General features: G+C 49.9%; 14 protein-coding genes. 9 read left to right on the top strand and 5 right to left on the bottom strand.

Annotated elements, in window-relative coordinates:
* Positions 1 to 142 precede the first annotated feature (142 nt).
* Together fbaA and BZJ19_RS07380 are read left to right on the top strand one after the other, a co-directional pair.
* Positions 143 to 1,219: a class II fructose-bisphosphate aldolase gene (gene fbaA / locus BZJ19_RS07385; RefSeq protein ID WP_077675124.1), complete on the top strand. Its 1,077-nt coding sequence runs from the start codon at positions 143 to 145 to the stop codon at positions 1,217 to 1,219.
* A gap of 180 nt (positions 1,220 to 1,399) precedes the next feature.
* The gene (locus tag BZJ19_RS07380; protein ID WP_077457400.1) at positions 1,400 to 2,257 is read left to right on the top strand and encodes a mechanosensitive ion channel domain-containing protein; all 858 of its coding nucleotides are present in this window, start codon (positions 1,400 to 1,402) and stop codon (positions 2,255 to 2,257) included.
* A gap of 50 nt (positions 2,258 to 2,307) precedes the next feature.
* Here the strand turns inward: BZJ19_RS07380 and BZJ19_RS07375 are convergent, their stop codons facing one another.
* Positions 2,308 to 2,895: a LysE/ArgO family amino acid transporter gene (locus tag BZJ19_RS07375; protein WP_077675196.1), complete on the bottom strand. Its 588-nt coding sequence runs from the start codon at positions 2,893 to 2,895 to the stop codon at positions 2,308 to 2,310.
* A gap of 156 nt (positions 2,896 to 3,051) precedes the next feature.
* Here BZJ19_RS07375 and BZJ19_RS07370 point away from each other — a divergent pair, with 156 nt between their 5' ends.
* Together BZJ19_RS07370 and BZJ19_RS07365 are read left to right on the top strand one after the other, a co-directional pair.
* Entirely contained in the window at positions 3,052 to 3,942 is an 891-nt protein-coding gene (locus BZJ19_RS07370; protein ID WP_077675123.1) for a LysR family transcriptional regulator ArgP, read from the top strand.
* A gap of 91 nt (positions 3,943 to 4,033) precedes the next feature.
* Positions 4,034 to 4,732, top strand: coding sequence for an oxidative stress defense protein (locus BZJ19_RS07365; protein ID WP_077675122.1), 699 nt, complete (start codon positions 4,034 to 4,036; stop codon positions 4,730 to 4,732).
* A gap of 67 nt (positions 4,733 to 4,799) precedes the next feature.
* Here the strand turns inward: BZJ19_RS07365 and BZJ19_RS07360 are convergent, their stop codons facing one another.
* From BZJ19_RS07360 to BZJ19_RS07350, 3 genes are all read right to left on the bottom strand, one after another.
* The gene (locus tag BZJ19_RS07360; RefSeq protein WP_077675121.1) at positions 4,800 to 6,347 is read right to left on the bottom strand and encodes an alanine/glycine:cation symporter family protein; all 1,548 of its coding nucleotides are present in this window, start codon (positions 6,345 to 6,347) and stop codon (positions 4,800 to 4,802) included.
* Between the two features lie 230 nt (positions 6,348 to 6,577).
* Complete coding sequence (srmB, locus tag BZJ19_RS07355; protein WP_077640932.1) at positions 6,578 to 7,807, bottom strand: ATP-dependent RNA helicase SrmB; 1,230 nt, start codon at positions 7,805 to 7,807, stop codon at positions 6,578 to 6,580.
* A gap of 113 nt (positions 7,808 to 7,920) precedes the next feature.
* Positions 7,921 to 8,652 (bottom strand): tRNA1(Val) (adenine(37)-N6)-methyltransferase, encoded by a 732-nt coding sequence (locus BZJ19_RS07350; protein ID WP_235608166.1) that lies wholly within the window; start codon positions 8,650 to 8,652, stop codon positions 7,921 to 7,923.
* A 283-nt stretch (positions 8,653 to 8,935) separates the two neighbouring features.
* Between BZJ19_RS07350 and brnQ the strand changes: the two genes are divergently transcribed.
* The gene (gene brnQ, locus BZJ19_RS07345) at positions 8,936 to 10,240 is read left to right on the top strand and encodes a branched-chain amino acid transport system II carrier protein (RefSeq protein ID WP_077675120.1); all 1,305 of its coding nucleotides are present in this window, start codon (positions 8,936 to 8,938) and stop codon (positions 10,238 to 10,240) included.
* 64 nt (positions 10,241 to 10,304) lie between these two features.
* Here brnQ and fldB read toward each other — a convergent pair whose 3' ends face one another.
* Complete coding sequence (gene fldB / locus BZJ19_RS07340) at positions 10,305 to 10,832, bottom strand: flavodoxin FldB (protein WP_069586546.1); 528 nt, start codon at positions 10,830 to 10,832, stop codon at positions 10,305 to 10,307.
* A gap of 192 nt (positions 10,833 to 11,024) precedes the next feature.
* Here fldB and xerD point away from each other — a divergent pair, with 192 nt between their 5' ends.
* From xerD to lysS, 4 genes are all read left to right on the top strand, one after another.
* Positions 11,025 to 11,873 (top strand): site-specific tyrosine recombinase XerD, encoded by an 849-nt coding sequence (gene xerD, locus BZJ19_RS07335; RefSeq protein ID WP_232112119.1) that lies wholly within the window; start codon positions 11,025 to 11,027, stop codon positions 11,871 to 11,873.
* A 15-nt stretch (positions 11,874 to 11,888) separates the two neighbouring features.
* Positions 11,889 to 13,619, top strand: a complete 1,731-nt coding sequence (gene recJ / locus BZJ19_RS07330; RefSeq protein ID WP_077675119.1) for a single-stranded-DNA-specific exonuclease RecJ — start codon at positions 11,889 to 11,891, stop codon at positions 13,617 to 13,619.
* Between the two features lie 91 nt (positions 13,620 to 13,710).
* Positions 13,711 to 14,809, top strand: a protein-coding gene (gene prfB / locus BZJ19_RS07325) for a peptide chain release factor 2 (protein ID WP_101494789.1) whose coding sequence is annotated in 2 segments (ribosomal slippage) — positions 13,711 to 13,785 and positions 13,787 to 14,809 — 1,098 coding nt in all. Because the reading frame shifts where the segments join, the coding sequence is not laid out codon by codon here.
* Between the two features lie 26 nt (positions 14,810 to 14,835).
* Positions 14,836 to 16,344, top strand: coding sequence for a lysine--tRNA ligase (gene lysS / locus BZJ19_RS07320; RefSeq protein ID WP_077675118.1), 1,509 nt, complete (start codon positions 14,836 to 14,838; stop codon positions 16,342 to 16,344).
* The last annotated feature ends 222 nt before the right edge of the window (positions 16,345 to 16,566 follow it).

Raw genomic sequence — 16,566 nt, 5'->3', positions numbered from 1 at the left:
AAACGGGAGCGATGTCTCCCGTTTTCGCATTCGTTTGACTACAATAGGCCGAGTCGTAAACGATTGCACCATTCCTAGTAAGGTGCTGTGGCACCTTCACGAAGTTTAAGCAAAGACAACCCGAGTTAATAGGACGAGAGCCATGTCTAAAGTTTTTGATTTTGTAAAACCTGGCGTTATCTGGGGCGATGACGTTCAGAAAGTATTTGAAGTCGCCAAAGAGAACAAATTTGCGCTGCCAGCAGTCAACGTGGTGAACACTGACTCTATCAACGCTGTGATGGAAGCCGCTGCGAAAGTAAAAGCACCGGTTGTTATCCAGTTCTCAAACGGTGGTGCTGGCTTCTTCCCAGGTAAAGGCCTGAAGCTAGACGGTCAAGAAGCACAAATCAAAGGCGCAGTAGCGGGTGCAAAATATGTACACGCAATGGCTGAAGTCTATGGTGTGCCTGTGATCATGCATACTGACCACGCAGCGAAAAAATTGCTGCCATGGATTGATGGTCTGCTAGACGCCGGTGAAGCTTTCTACAAAGAACACGGTAAACCTTTGTTCTCTTCTCACATGATTGACCTGTCTGAAGAGTCACTGGAAGAGAACATGGAAATCTGTGCAGAGTACCTAGCGCGCATGGACAAAATGGGCATGACGCTGGAAATCGAACTGGGCATCACCGGTGGTGAAGAAGATGGCGTGGACAACAGCGATGTTGATACCGCAGATCTTTACACCAAGCCAGAAGAAGTTGCCTACGCGTACGAGAAACTGTCTGCAGTTAGCCACCGTTTCACCATCGCCGCTTCATTCGGTAACGTACACGGCGTATACAAGCCAGGTAACGTGGTTCTAAAACCAACCATCCTGCGTGATTCTCAAGCCTACTGTGCAGAGAAATTTGGTCTTGCACCAAACGCGCTGAACTTCGTATTCCACGGTGGTTCTGGTTCTTCACAAGCAGAGATCGAAGAGTCTATCGGTTACGGTGTGATCAAAATGAACATCGATACCGATACCCAGTGGGCGACTTGGAACGGTATTCGTCAATACTACCAAGAGAACGAAGCCTATCTGCAAGGCCAAATCGGTAACCCGAAAGGCGACGACCAACCAAACAAAAAATTCTACGACCCACGCGTATGGCTACGTAAAGGTCAAGAATCTATGGTTGTCCGTTTGGAGCAAGCATTCTCTGACCTTAACGCGATTGACGTACTGTAAGTATCGTTTCTCCGGTCATCAAAACCCGCCATTTGGCGGGTTTTTTTATACCTGATTGGATACCACTTCGGAGACGTCGCCTATAACTGTCTCAGTTTCGTGCTACAAAGCTAGACACAAGTAGGCCAAACCCTGTTAGCATAGCTTTATCATTGATGGTCCAAAAAGAGGGACAAGGGAATGAGTGAGGAAAACGCGGTAGTAGAAGGCGCTAAGTTTGCGCAAACATGGTTTGTCGATCACCAAGATCTATTGATCCAGTATGGCGTGAACATCTTGTCTGCGTTACTGATCCTAATTATCGGTAACCTCGTGGTGAAAGGCTTGGCCAATTCACTGGCTGCGGTGATGCGCAAGCGTCAAATGGATAACGCAGTGGTGGAGTTTATTCACGGCTTGGTGCGTTATCTGCTCTTTATCATTGTATTGATTGCCGCGCTCAGCCGGATTGGGGTACAAACCGCGTCCGTCATCGCGATTCTCGGTGCGGCAGGTTTAGCGGTGGGCTTGGCTTTGCAAGGGTCACTAGCCAACTTTGCTGCTGGTGTCTTAATTGTTACCTTTCGTCCATTTAAATCAGGTGATTACGTCGAATTGGCTGGCGTCGCCGGTTCGGTCGAGTCGATTCAAATTTTCTCCACGGTATTGACCACGCCTGATAATAAGATGGTTGTGGTGCCTAATGGCTCGGTGATCAGTAGTCCAATCACCAACTACTCTAAACATGCGACACGTCGTATTGATTACACCATTGGCGTGTCTTATAACGCGGATCTGAAAAAGACCAAAGCCATTTTAACGGAAGTGGTGACCAATCATCCTCTGGTTATGAAAGATCCTGCGCCGACAATTGGTGTAATGACACTGGCGGACTCATCCGTGAATTTTGTGGTTCGCCCTTGGGTGAAAACCAGCGACTATTGGAGCGTATATTATGAGCTGCTGCAGTCGATGAAAGAAGCTCTGGACGAGCACAATATTGAGATCCCATTCCCGCAAATGAGTGTACATATCAACCGCGGTGATGTGAGTGAATAACTTGCGCTTTAACGTCGATCACCAAACGGCACCTAATGGGTGCCGTTTTTTTATCCTGCGACGAGGCGCGTGTACAAGCCTAATGCGAGTTTTATCGCGACAAAAAGCATCATACTGGCCATTAAGATATCGAGCAGGCGGCGAATCGACGGGGTAGATAGCCAAGGAGATAAGCGCGCCGCCCCTGCGGATAAACCATAAAACCATAAGCAAGAGCCGAGTAATGCGCCTACCGTAAAGGCAACACGCTCATCAAAGGCAAACTGTCCACCAATGGCACCCAGGACAACGACTGTATCTAAATAGACATGTGGATTGAGTAGCGTCACCGCTAGCGCACCGATAATCACGGCACGTCGGCCTCGGCTCATCGTGGGCGTGGACACGTCGTTCTCGGCAGGCTGGCGAGCACTTTGAATAAACTGCCATGCATACATACTTAAAAATGCGATGCCGGCTAGTGTAATGGTGTTGAGCAACACCGGATAGCTAGCCAGCAGGGCGCCTCCGCCAAAAATACCACTTGAAATCAGTATGATATCGCATAAAAAGCAAATAGAAGCGGTGGTCATATGATGTTCACGGCTGATCCCTTGGTTAATCACGTAGGCATTCTGTGCGCCGATAGGAATAATCATGGTTAGGCTTAGCCCCAAGCCTTGGAGCGCCACAAAAAAACTACTCACGGTTTGATCCTTTTATCACGAGGTATGACTCCCACTTTAAGCAGGGATGGCTATTAAGTGAACTTAATTATATTTATGGTTAATTAGTTTAACTTATGGGAGGTGAGTATGGACTATCGAGGCGTGGAAGCGTTAGACGCGGTGATCACCTTAGGGGGATTTGAGCGTGCCGCTGCGGCGTTGTTTATTACCCAATCGGCGGTCTCGCAGCGGATCAAACAACTGGAGCGACAAATTGCGCAACCTGTGATGGTTCGCGAGCAGCCACCTCGGCTAACACCGATTGGACAGCGTCTACTGGGTTTGTACCGGCGTGTTCAGCTTTTGGAGCAAGAGACATTGCCAGAGCTTGCTCCAGATGCGGATGGCTCCGTACTCTCGGTATCAATTGCCACCAATGCTGATAGCCTCGCGACATGGTTGCTACCGGCACTCTCCCCCTTGTTAGATGCGCAAGCGATTGATCTCAATTTGCTCGTTGAAGATGAGAGCCGCACCTTGAAACGGATGCGAAGTGGTGAGGCAATTGCAGCCATTAGCACAGACTCCACACCCATGCATGGATGTGATTGCCTGTATTTGGGTCGCATGGACTATAGCTGTGTAGCAACCCCTGCTTTTGCTCAGCGATATTTCTCCCAAGGGATCGATAGGGAGGCCTTAATGGCGGCACCCGCCGTCATTTTCGATGCGCATGATGATATGCACGCGGACTTTCTTGCGTCCCATTTTGCGATGCCTGCCGCAGGGTGGCGGCGTCACATTGTTCGTTCGTCTGAGGCCTTTGTCGCGATGGCGAGTAAAAGTATGGCGTATTGTTTAATCCCCCGTTTAATGGTGTTAAAGCAGCTCGAGGAGGGAACCTTGATTGATGTGATGCCGGGTAAAGTCGAGGCCCGCCATCTTTATTGGCACTATTGGGCAATGGAAAGTGGTGTGTTGTCGGAAATGACCCATGCTTGCCAACAAGCGGCACAGCGTGCATTAGTGCAATCTTAACCGGAAATTGACCAAATACAGGGAGCCTTTTGGCTCATCGAGAGTCTTACCTGAGTGTTAGTAAAATCGTGAACCCATTTAAGGAGACCGTATGCGTAAACTCAAAGCTATGGTGCTGTTGACCAGTGCACTGGTGATGGCACCTGCCGCCATGGCTAATATCGATTTTCCCCATCTTGAAATCACAGGGGTCGGTGAAGTGACAGCCAAGCCAGATATGGCGATGATCCATGTTGCTGTAGTATCAGAAAGAAAAAGCGCCAAAGCCGCCAAGCTCGCCTCGGACAAAGCGGTAGCTGAGTTTATTAACCGTTTGAATAAGCAAGGTGTTACGCGTGAACAAATAGAAAGTGCGCACATCAACCTGTCACCACGTTATCAGTATCCCAAAGATAAAGCTCCAGAATTAACGGGTTACCGCGCCGAGCGTCAAGTGACAGTGACCTTAAATGATCTCACTAATCTAAACGCGGTACTGGATGGTGCGTTAGGCGATGGCATAAACCGTATTAGCCATATTCAACTGACGAGCAGTGATTATGCCGCGTTAGAAGCGAAAGCCCGAGAGGCAGCGGTGAAGGATGCGCGTGAAAAAGCAGCCGCACTGGCCGAGAGTTTAGCGATGAAGTTAGATGGTGTATGGCAGATTCGCTATCGCTCAAGTTCGCCTCGCCCAGTCATGATGCAGGCTGAAATGCGCGGTGCTAAAGCGGATGTGGCGGCCAGTTATCAAGATGCGACGATGGAAGTGCGTGATCAAGTAGATATTATTTTTCGTCTTGACGATTAATCCAGCATCACTTCATCAATAAAAAGGGCGCCGGTGGGCGCCCTTTTTGATGCTAACTAAGCAGTAGTTACGCGGTGGGATTCACCGGCTTACCTTTTCCACCTTCTGCTTGGTCGCTTTGCGTTTGTTGGCGACGAGCAAGGCGTTGTTCCCAATAGTCTGCATTCTTAATCCCTAATTTCACAGGATCAAACGTGTAGGTCTCAACCCCTTTCGCTTGTTGTTCTTCATAGTCTCTAAGCGCTTTGAGTGCGGGCTTACCAATAAAGAAAATAATGATAATACCGACAATGTTGAGCCATGCCATCAGACCGACACCAGCATCACCAAATGCCCACGCCAGGTTCGCGCTACGTACACACCCATAGAATACCGCTGACATCAGCACGATTTTAAGCGCAAACATCATACCGGGCACTTTGAAAGTGCGGCGTAAGTACGCGATATTCGTTTCGGCGATGTAGTAATAAGCCAAGATGGTTGTGAATGCGAAGAAGAACAATGCAAAGGCGATAAAGGGTTTACCTAGGCCCGGCATTGCCTGCTCGATAGCCAGCTGCGTAAACTCAGGGCTGTTCGCTGCGACAGATGACGCGAGGTTTTGCACGATAAAGGCGTCACCCGCACCATGTACGTTATAGGCTCCGGTAATGATGATCATAAACGCGGTGGCAGAACAAACTAACAGGGTATCGATATAGACGGAGAATGATTGCACTAAACCTTGCTGTGCCGGATGCTCAACGTTGGCAGCGGCGGCGGCATGAGGGCCTGTTCCTTGTCCGGCTTCGTTTGAGTAGACGCCACGTTTCACACCCCAGCCAATCGCAGCACCGGCACCTGCCATCGGTGTAAAGGCATCACCGATGATCATAGCAATGACACCAGGGATCTCGCTGATGTTCAGCAAGATGATCACGAACGCAATGATGATGTAAGCAAGCGCCATAAATGGCACAACGATTTGAGTAAAGTGGGCAATACGCTTTACACCACCAAAAATGATGAAGCCAAGTACAACGGAAATAAATGCACCGGTGATGACTTTCGACACCTCTAGGGCGCCAAACATCGCCGTATCAACCATAGCACCAGAACCAAAAGCGGTCTCTACTGCGTTACCGATTGCATTAGACTGCACGCCCGGCAGCATCACACCACATGCAAGTAGGGTCGCGAACGCAAATAAAATGGCATACCACTTCTGACCCATCGCTTTTTCAATGTAATACGCTGGGCCGCCGCGGAACTCACCGTTATCCTCTTCTTTGTAAATTTGTGCGAGGGTCGACTCTGTGTACGCGGTAGCCGCACCGAGAAAGGCGACGACCCACATCCAGAATACCGCACCTGGGCCGCCAAACCCAATTGCAGCAGCAACCCCTGCAATATTACCGGTACCGACACGACCCGAGAGTGAGACGGCGAGTGCTTGGAAGGATGAAATCCCTTTTTCTGAGCTTTTGCCGGAGAAAAGTAATCGCCACATTTCCGAGAAGTGACGGACTTGTGCGAAACGCGTCAAAATGGAGTAGAACAGGCCGGCACCTAAGCAGGTGTAGATCAGCACTGGACTCCAAATGATGCTATTCAAAAAATCGACAAACGATTGCATAGTGAGTTCCTTCTACTGTGTTTGCATCATGTTGTTTTTTTATCCACCCGCATCTTAAACTGATTTGGTGCTCAATTGTTAATATTTTGTGTCATTTGATTTTTTGATGTGTGAATCTGATCGTTTTGTGTTCAGAAAAATAGACGGGATAACAAAACAAAAGGAGGCCTTATGCGGCCTCCTTCATATAAGCGATGGACAATCAAGCTGTCGCAGCAGGTAAGGGCTGTCTAGCTCTTTTTACGCTTTTTCGGCTTTTTAGCAGAAACGGCTTTTTTACCGGTTTGCTTCTTCTTTTTCTTCTTATGCTCTGCTTTTTTATGTTTTGGCTTCAGGCCATCAATGGTTCGCTCTTTAACATCTTCATCCATGTAACGCGAAATACGTTCCATCATCGGCTGATCATGGGCTTCTACCAATGACAAGGCCGAGCCTTTTTTACCCGCGCGTGCGGTGCGACCAATGCGGTGTAAGTAGACATCTGCGGTACGCGGTAAGTCGTAGTTAATCACGTGGGTAATATCTGGCACATCAATACCGCGTGCGGCGACATCGGTGGCCAGTAAGACGTTCACTTTACCTTCACTAAACCGGCTAATTGCATTGTTGCGTTTGGCTTGCTGCATTTCACCTTGGATCCACGCACAATCCAGTTGTTGTGACTGCATGTAATCACGCAGATCGGCTAAACGCTCGCGTGTTTTGACAAACACAATGGCGCGCTCGGCTTGCTCGGTAAGAATATGTTTCAGCAAGGCGCGTTTATGCGCTAGATCGTCACAGCGGTGATACCACTGGGTGATTTTTTTGCGCTCCCGGCGGGGTGGCTCCACATTAATAAGCTCAGGGTCGGTCAACAAGCTTTCGGTAAATCCAGTGACGCCGCGACCTTCAAGTGTGGCGGAAAACAACATGGTTTGACTGCGACGCTGACATTCATCAGAGAGGCGGTTTACCGCACTGGCAAATCCCATATCGAGCATGCGGTCGGCTTCATCTAACACCAAACACTCGATGGCGCGACAGTCGAAGCGTTCTGCCTCAATGTACTCCATGAGTCGCCCCGGTGTGGCGACGACGATATCCTGTGTTTTGCCTAACTGTTCTGCATGATCTTGATAGGAAATACCGCCGGTGATGGTGAAAATCTTGAGCTCTGTGTTGACTGCCAAGGCGCGCGCTTCGTCAGCGACCTGAATCGCGAGCTCGCGGGTTGGGGTCAAGATCAGCACGCGCGCCGGCCCAGGCTTTTGGCGAGGAAAGTCGAGCAAGTGCTGTAACATAGGCAACAAGAAGGCGGCGGTTTTGCCTGTACCTGTTGGCGCAGAGGCTAAAATGTCGCGTCCATCCATCCCGTGGGGGATAACCTCGGATTGGATAAGCGTTGGACGTTGATAGCCCATATCGTCGAGGGCACTGAGCAATTCAGGATCGAGCTCAAGTTCGGCAAAGCTTCGCACAGGGTTGTTCTCCAAGGACAGTTAAGAGCGGCATTATATACGTAAATCGCGTCGATATGCAGAGTATCAGTAAATAGATCACACCGAGTGACTACCAGAAAGGTGTGTACTGATTAGGGCAATTTTAGATAAAAATCGCGCGTTAATGCAGCAAACGCGGGGGTAAAGTGGTTATGGTCATCACGTAACACCAGCGTATCAGAGATCAATGGATGCGTCGTGGGGCTGAGGGTAAAAAGTAATCGTGATGCGGGTTTGCTAGGGGTCGGGTAAACGTACACCTGACGATGGAGGTTCAGGCCATATTGTGTCGCATCGGCAATCAATCGCTCGCCTTCGGTAACCGGCAAGATAAGATCGGCGCATCCGCTTGGGGTTAATCGCGCAACGAGCACGTGAAGCAGCGCCTCATGCGTCAATGTGTGTGCATGCCTAGCCGTGGCACGCTTTGCATCGCGTGCGGTTTGTCCGCTGGTAAAATAGGGAGGGTTACATACGATATGCTCAAAGCGTGTGCTCGTGTGCCACTGTGTAATGTCGCCTTGTCGTAGCTGAATTTGCGCTGAAAAGGGGGAGGCACGCACGTTTTGGGTTGCACAGGCATAAGCGGCGGGATCGTACTCGATGGCGGTGAGCGATAAATGTTGAAAACGCTGCGCAAGCATCAAGCTTAGGAGGCCGGTTCCTGTGCCAATATCGAGGCTATTCTCCGCCTGTTTGGGGTCAGCCCAAGCGCCCAGCAATACCCCATCGGTACTGACTTTCATCCCACAGTTGTCTTGAGTCACGCTAAATTGTTTAAATCGAAATTCGCTCACTGGGTTGCCTTTATCCGCTTGATTCATCCTGCCCACATAGCAGTGTTTTTTACTATTGTGTAATCAGCCTGTTACTAATTGGGTCTGTTAAAAAATATCGATTTTAACATCACAGCCAGTTTATTGAGCTAACTGTTACTTTTAAAACAGAAGATCACAAGGTTTTGCTGCTATGGCTTTACTGTGATGGCGATCTTGTTCATTATTCTAAATTCTGCCCGTTGTATGAAACAAAATATTATAAATCTAGGTTTCAGCTGGGCGAATCATTACTCATTGCAAACACCATCTAAAGCTGTAGGAATTAATCGTGACTAAGCGTTTAAAATTAGTTGATATTTTAGCGTTAGGTTTTATGACCTTCGCCTTTTTCTTAGGCGCAGGGAATATCATCTTCCCGCCTCAAGCTGGCATGTTAGCCGGTGAACACTTCACGTCCGCCATGACGGGCTTTTTGATCACGGCTGTTGGTCTCCCGCTGGTTGGTATCATTGCGGTTGCCATCGCTGGTGGCGGCTGGAAAGGCCTGACGCGTGATTTACCCTCGGGACTCGCCACTTTAATGGCGGTGCTGATTTTTATCATTATCGGTCCTGCTTTTGCTGCGCCTCGTGCCGGGCTCGTTGCTTACGAAATTGGCTTTAAGCCCTTTTTGCTCGAGCCAGGCCAAGTCGAACTGACAGCTTTCTCCATCGTCTTTTTTGCCGTTGCTATGTTTTTCTCACTCTCTCAGGGCAAATTGATTGACTCGATTGGTAAGCTACTGACTCCGCTGCTATTCGCGGCGTTGGCAATTCTTGCGATTGCTGTGATTGTCAATCCTCAGGGTGACGTGGCAGCGGCGCAAGGCGCCTATGTGAACAATGCGTTGACCACAGGTTTCCTCGAAGGTTACAACACCATGGATACCTTTGCGGCACTGATGTTCGGTATGCTGATTGTCGATGTGATTCGCAAAAAAGGTATCGAAGACAATAAAACGACCTGTATGTATCTGATTTATGCAGGCGTGATTGCAGCAGCCGGCTTGGCGTTTGTTTACATTTCTCTGTTTTATTTGGGATCGACTGCCAGTGAAGTGGCCGCCGGGACGCAAAATGGTGGCGAAATCATGGCCGCCTACGTTAATGCGTTGTTTGGTCCTGTGGGGCAAATGATTTTGGCGGCGATTATTGGCTTGGCCTGTCTCACTACAGTGATTGGCTTGGTAAGCGCCTGTGCCGATTACTTTAGCACTTTGACCAGTTGGACCTATCGCCGCTGGGTAGTTGTGGTGTCTTTAGCGTGTGCAATTGTTGCAAACGTGGGCCTTAAACAACTGATCGCGATCTCAGTGCCGGTATTGTTTGCCTTGTATCCGGTTGCAATTGCCCTGATCGGTTTAACCTTTATCCGTCGCTGGTTGCCAAACCCAGCATTGGGTTATCGTGTCGTACTTGGCGTAGCCTTGCTGTTTAGCCTGCTCGATGCGGTGAAAGTGATGGGTGTGGATATGAGCACCTTTAACTTCTTGCCATTGTTCGATGTTGGCATGGCATGGTTGCTCCCGACCGTGGCGGCCATGATTGTGGCGAAATGGCTTGGGACAAGTTCGGATAAGTTCGCGCAAGCGTAACGATCTTACCCAATAAAAAAACCGCGCTCTCAGGCGCGGTTTTTTTGTATCAACAGGCGAGGTATCAGGCCTGTTCGAGTAACGCTTGGTATTCGACCAAAACTTGCTCGCACCAGGTGTGAATCCGTTCGTCGCTCAGGTCGTACTCACTGTCTTCGTCTAGGGCCAAGCCAACAAACTGTTTTCCGTCGTCTGTCACAGCTTTAGACGCATCAAAGCGGTAGCCTTCGGTGGGCCAATAGCCAATAAATTGCGCACCACTGCCTTGCAGCTGCTGGTGGAGCATGCCCATGGCATCAAGATACCATTCGGCATAGCCTTCTTGGTCGCCAAGGCCAAATAATGCAATTACTTTGCCTTGTAGTTGCAGACTATCAATGTCTTGCCAAACGGCTTCCCAATCTTCTTGCAGCTCACCAAAGTCCCAAGTTGAAATGCCGAGAAGTAGCAAGTCATACTCTGCCATTTTGGCCAGCGGCGTTTCTTTGACGTTGTGCAACTCAACCAAATCGTCGCCGATAAAGTCACGGATCTTTTCCGCTGCCATTTCGGTATAACAGGTGGTTGAGCCATAAAACAGACCGATTCTCATAGTTTGACTCATTTGGTTTGATTACCTGCAGTTTACCTGCTGGTGGGTAATTTGATCCAGCAAGCGGCGCCGACATTTTGTATAATGACCCGCGCTAAGTCGCGTGTGGCGCCGTTATTATTCGAGTTTTCCCCAATAAGCAGGCTGAATGTGAACAAGAATGTTGAATTAATCGAGCAGTTCCTCGATGCCATGTGGATGGAGCGGGGGCTATCGGAAAACACCCTCGGCTCTTATCGGAATGACTTGCTCAAGCTCTGCCACTGGCTTGATAGCCGTGCATTGCTGTCGGTGAGTAAACAGGACTTGCAGGATTATCAGTACTGGTTGCACGAACAAGCCTACCAGCCCAGCAGCCGAGCCCGTATGGTGTCGGCACTGCGTCGTTTGTTCCAGTATCTATACCGTCAAAAGCTGCGTCCGGATGATCCGAGTGCCACCTTAATTAGCCCTAAACAACCGAAACGCTTGCCGAAAGATCTCAGTGAAGAGCAAATTGACGCATTACTCGATGCGCCCAATACCGACGATCCGCTGGAGCTGCGCGATAAAGCCATGCTTGAGTTGCTTTACGCCACGGGATTACGTGTCACTGAGCTGGTGGGCTTGACCACTGAAAATGTGAGTTTACGGCAAGGTGTGGTCCGTGTGGTCGGTAAAGGCGACAAGGAGCGCTTGGTGCCGATGGGAGAAACTGCGGTAGATTGGTTGGAGCACTATTTGGCACACAGCCGGCCTGTGCTGCTTGGCGAAACCAGTACCGATGTTTTTTTCCCCAGCAAACGGGCGCGACAGATGACACGCCAAACGTTTTGGCATCGTATTAAGTATTACGCTCAGCTGGCGGGGATTGATAGCGACGCGCTCTCCCCGCATGTGTTACGCCACGCGTTTGCGACTCATTTGCTCAATCACGGTGCTGATTTGCGAGTGGTACAAATGTTACTTGGCCATAGCGACCTTTCGACGACCCAAATCTATACCCATGTTGCGACTGAGCGCTTGAAACAGCTGCATCAAACTCATCATCCACGCGGCTAACCCTGATTGGTGTTTATGATAGAGATAAAACGACGAATGCCGACGATCACGCCGGCCTTTAGTGATGATATTCCCCCTTTGCTACAACGCTTGTATGCCAACCGAGGACTGCGCGAAGACAGTGAGTTAAACCGCAGTGTGGCAGGCTTACATCAATACCAAGCGTTAACCGGTATCGAAGGCGCTGTTGCACTGCTATCGGAGGCGATCGCAACCCACAAGTCGATTCTTATCGTGGGAGACTTTGACGCTGATGGCGCGACCTCGTCGGCGCTCTCGGTGAAGGCGCTTCGCATGATGGGCGCAACGCGGGTCGATTATTTAGTGCCAAACCGTTTTGACGATGGTTATGGACTGAGTCCTGACGTCGTCGATCAAGCGGCCGAGCGTGATGCTGATCTCATCATGACCGTTGATAATGGTGTGTCATCGTTGGCCGGAGTCGCGCATGCCAAAGCGCTAGGCATGCAAGTGGTGGTGACCGATCACCACCTACCCGGAGAGCAGCTGCCTGACGCAGATGCGATGGTAAACCCTAATCTAAATGACTGTGGCTTTCCGTCCAAAGCCCTTGCTGGTGTCGGGGTGGCATTTTATTTGATGCTGGCATTGCGGGCCCATTTGCGTGAACAAGGTTGGTTTGAGCAACAAGGCATTGCGATACCGAACTTGGCGGAACTGCTTGATTTGGTTGCATTGGGAACCGTAGCTGACGTGGTGGCATTGGATGCCAACAACCGTATCTTGGTGCACCAAGGCTTACAGCGCATTCGTGCAGGACGATGTTGCCCCGGTATTCAGGCTCTGATCGAAGTCGCGAACCGAAACATGGCGACCTTGGTGGCCAGCGACTTTGGATTTGCTTTAGGCCCAAGGATCAACGCGGCGGGGCGACTGGATGATATGTCGTTTGGGGTGGAGCTGTTACTGAGCAACAATATCCACGCCGCGCGACGCATGGCCTCTGAGTTGGACGCACTTAACCAAACCCGCAAAGAAATTGAAGCCGGGATGAAGCAAGAAGCGGTGGCATGGTGTGAACGCTTGATTGCAGAAAAAAGCGAACAAGACTTACCCGTTGGCCTCGCACTCTTTCAACGAGATTGGCATCAAGGCGTGATTGGTATTTTAGCCTCGCGTCTGAAAGAGCAGTTTCATCGTCCTGTGATCGCGTTTGCCGATGGGGGCGATGGCACCATTAAAGGCTCGGCACGTTCGATTCCAGGATTGCACATGCGCGATACGCTGGATCGGATCGATACTCAGCATCCCGGCTTGATCAAAAAGTTTGGCGGGCATGCCATGGCGGCAGGGCTGACTATCGATGAGAGTGAATTTGAGCGTTTTGTCCGTTTGTTTGATACGCAAGTACGTGAGGCGGTCAGCGACGATGATCTCAAAGGCGTACTACTCAGTGATGGGGAACTGTCGAGTCGTGACTTGAGCATCGAAACCGCGGAGCTTATCCAAGCAGGGGGCCCTTGGGGACAAGGTTTTCCGGAGCCGCAATTTGATGGCACGTTTAAGGTGCTACAGCAAAAGCTGGTTGGCAGTAAGCATCTGAAATTAATGGTGGAGCATCCAGACGGTGGTGCCATGATTGATGCAATTGCGTTTAATATCGATGTGCGCCGTTGGCCGGATCCGAGYGTGAAGCAGATGCGGTTAGTCTACCGACTGGATATTAACGAGTTTCGTGGTAATCGCAGTGCGCAATTGATTGTTTCTCATCTGGAGAGTGCTTAATTGTGCGGCTTTTTCCGTCATGCCCTGTTTATTGACCCCACAATTCGCTAAAATTCGGCGGTTAAATTTCCGCAAATGAAGATGCTTGACCATGTTTGAGATCAATCCAATCAAAAACCGCCTCGCGGACATCGCTGAACGCACCGATGTTCTTCGGGGGTATCTTTGACTACGATGCCAAGAAAGAGCGTCTAGAAGAAGTTAATGCCGAATTAGAACAGCCAGACGTCTGGAACGAACCTGAGCGCGCACAAGCTCTGGGCAAAGAGCGTGCCTCGCTGGAAGCTGTGGTTGAAACCATTGACCAACTCACCCAAGGTGGTGAGGATGTTAACGAGCTTTTGATGCTCGCCGTTGAAGAAGACGATCAAGAAACCTTTGATGAAGTCGAGCCAGAGCTTGCCGACTTAGAAGCCAAACTTGAGAAGCTGGAATTTCGCCGTATGTTCGCCGGTGAACACGATGCGTCAGATTGCTATATCGATCTGCAAGCCGGTTCCGGCGGCACAGAAGCGCAAGATTGGACCAACATGATGTTACGCATGTACTTGCGTTGGGCCGATGCGAAAGGCTTTAAAGCGGAAGTCATTGAAGTATCTGAAGGTGAAGTCGCCGGCTTAAAGTCTGCCACCGTGCGCATTACAGGTGAATACGCCTACGGTTGGTTGCGTACCGAAACCGGGGTGCATCGTTTGGTTCGTAAGTCACCGTTTGATTCGGGTGGTCGCCGCCATACCTCGTTTGCGTCTGCGTTTGTATACCCTGAAATTGACGATGATATTGCCATCGACATCAATCCTGCCGATCTGCGCATTGATGTGTATCGCGCGTCTGGCGCGGGTGGTCAGCACGTTAACACCACAGAGTCAGCGGTCCGTATTACTCACGTGCCGACCAATACGGTGGTGCAGTGCCAGAACGACCGTTCGCAGCATAAAAACAAAGACCAAGCGATGAAGCAGCTTCGCGCCAAACTGTTTGAGCTTGAGTTGCAAAAGCAAAACGCGGAAAAACAAGCCAACGAAGACGCGAAGTCAGATATCGGCTGGGGAAGCCAGATCCGTTCCTACGTGCTGGATGACTCACGCATCAAGGACTTGCGCACCGGGGTTGAAAACCGCAATACACAGGCCGTACTTGACGGCGATTTGGATAAATTTATTGAAGCCAGCCTCAAATCTGGCCTGTAATCACGACTTTGAGTAAAGGGTTTTCTATGACTGACCAGTTACAAGACGAAAATAAGCTGATAGCCGAGCGTCGCGCCAAACTGAATCACATCCGTGAAAACTGCAAGGCGAACGGTCATCCTAATGATTTCCGTCGCGAGCACCTTGCTGCGGACCTACAAGCTGAATTTGGCGAAAAAGAAAAAGCTGAGCTAGAAGCGCTCGATCATAAAGTGACGATCGCAGGCCGTATCATGGCAAAGCGTGGTCCTTTCTTGGTGGTACAAGACGTCTCAGGCCGTATTCAAGCTTATGCCTCTAAAGACGTTCAAAAGGCAGTGAAAGCCGAATACCACGGCTTGGATATCGGTGACATTATCGGTGTACACGGTGCGTTGCACAAATCCGGCAAAGGCGATCTGTATGTCAATATGGAACGCTACCAGTTGCTGACCAAGGCTTTGCGTCCATTGCCTGAAAAATTCCATGGCTTGGCGGATCAAGAGCTGCGCTATCGTCAGCGCTATGTCGACTTGATCGTCAACGAAGAATCGCGTCAGGCGTTCCAAATCCGTTCCAGTGTAGTGACTGCTATCCGTAACTACATGGTAGAAAAACACTTTATGGAAGTAGAAACCCCGATGATGCATGTCATCCCTGGGGGCGCGACTGCACGTCCATTTATCACTCACCACAATGCGCTAGACATTGATATGTACTTGCGTGTGGCGCCAGAGCTTTATCTTAAGCGTTTGGTCGTGGGTGGTTTTGAGCGTGTGTTCGAGATTAACCGCAACTTCCGTAACGAAGGCTTGTCGCCTCGTCATAACCCAGAATTCACTATGATGGAATTCTATATGGCGTACGCGGATTACAATGATCTGATGGACTTGACCGAAGACATGCTATCGCGTGTTGCTCTCGAGGTTCTGGGGCAATCTGTGATGCCATACGGCGAGCATGAAATTAACTTTGCTGGTCCATACCCACGCATGACCATGCTGGATGCGATCAAGCAGTACAACCCTGATCATGCTGAGATCCAAGCACTGACCTACGAGAATGCGCAAGACCGTGATCATCTCGCGGCGATTGCCAAATCACTGAAAATCAGTGTGGAGTCATTCTGGACTGCCGGTCAGCTGATGGAAGAAATCTTTGGTGAAACCGCTGAGCCTCAGTTGATTCAGCCAACTTTTATCACAGAGTATCCTGCGGATATTTCACCACTGGCACGTCGCAACGATGACAACCCGTTTGTAACCGACCGCTTTGAGTTCTTTGTCGGTGGTCGTGAAGTGGCGAACGGTTTCTCGGAGCTGAATGACGCGGAAGATCAAGACGCGCGCTTTAAAGCCCAAGTGGAAGCGAAAGACGCGGGCGACGATGAAGCCATGTATTATGATGCAGACTACATCAACGCGCTTGAGCATGGTTTGCCGCCAACGGCAGGACAAGGGATTGGTATTGATCGCTTGGTGATGCTGTTTACCAACACGCATACCATCCGTGACGTTATTCTATTCCCAGCGATGCGCCCGCAACAAAACGGCTAAATCGTTAGGTTTGATCAAAAAGCGGCTTTCGAGCCGCTTTTTTTCTATCTGCGGAATCATGCCCGCGCTAAAAGCCTTATTTTATTCTGCTTTTTGCGACGAGTGACTAAAATTATACGTATTCTGACCTACTCAATGTCTCTTTATTGAGACAGAATCAAGCTAAGGCCCCCTTATAATGGGACTTTGGTTCTTCCGCAGTATCACAGACTGGATGTAAGG

The organism is Salinivibrio proteolyticus, from assembly GCF_001996165.1.
GTDB classification, from domain to species: Bacteria; Pseudomonadota; Gammaproteobacteria; order Enterobacterales; family Vibrionaceae; genus Salinivibrio; species Salinivibrio proteolyticus.
Note: the sequence above shows the minus strand (reverse complement) of the source record. Positions and strands in the feature narration are given on the sequence as shown.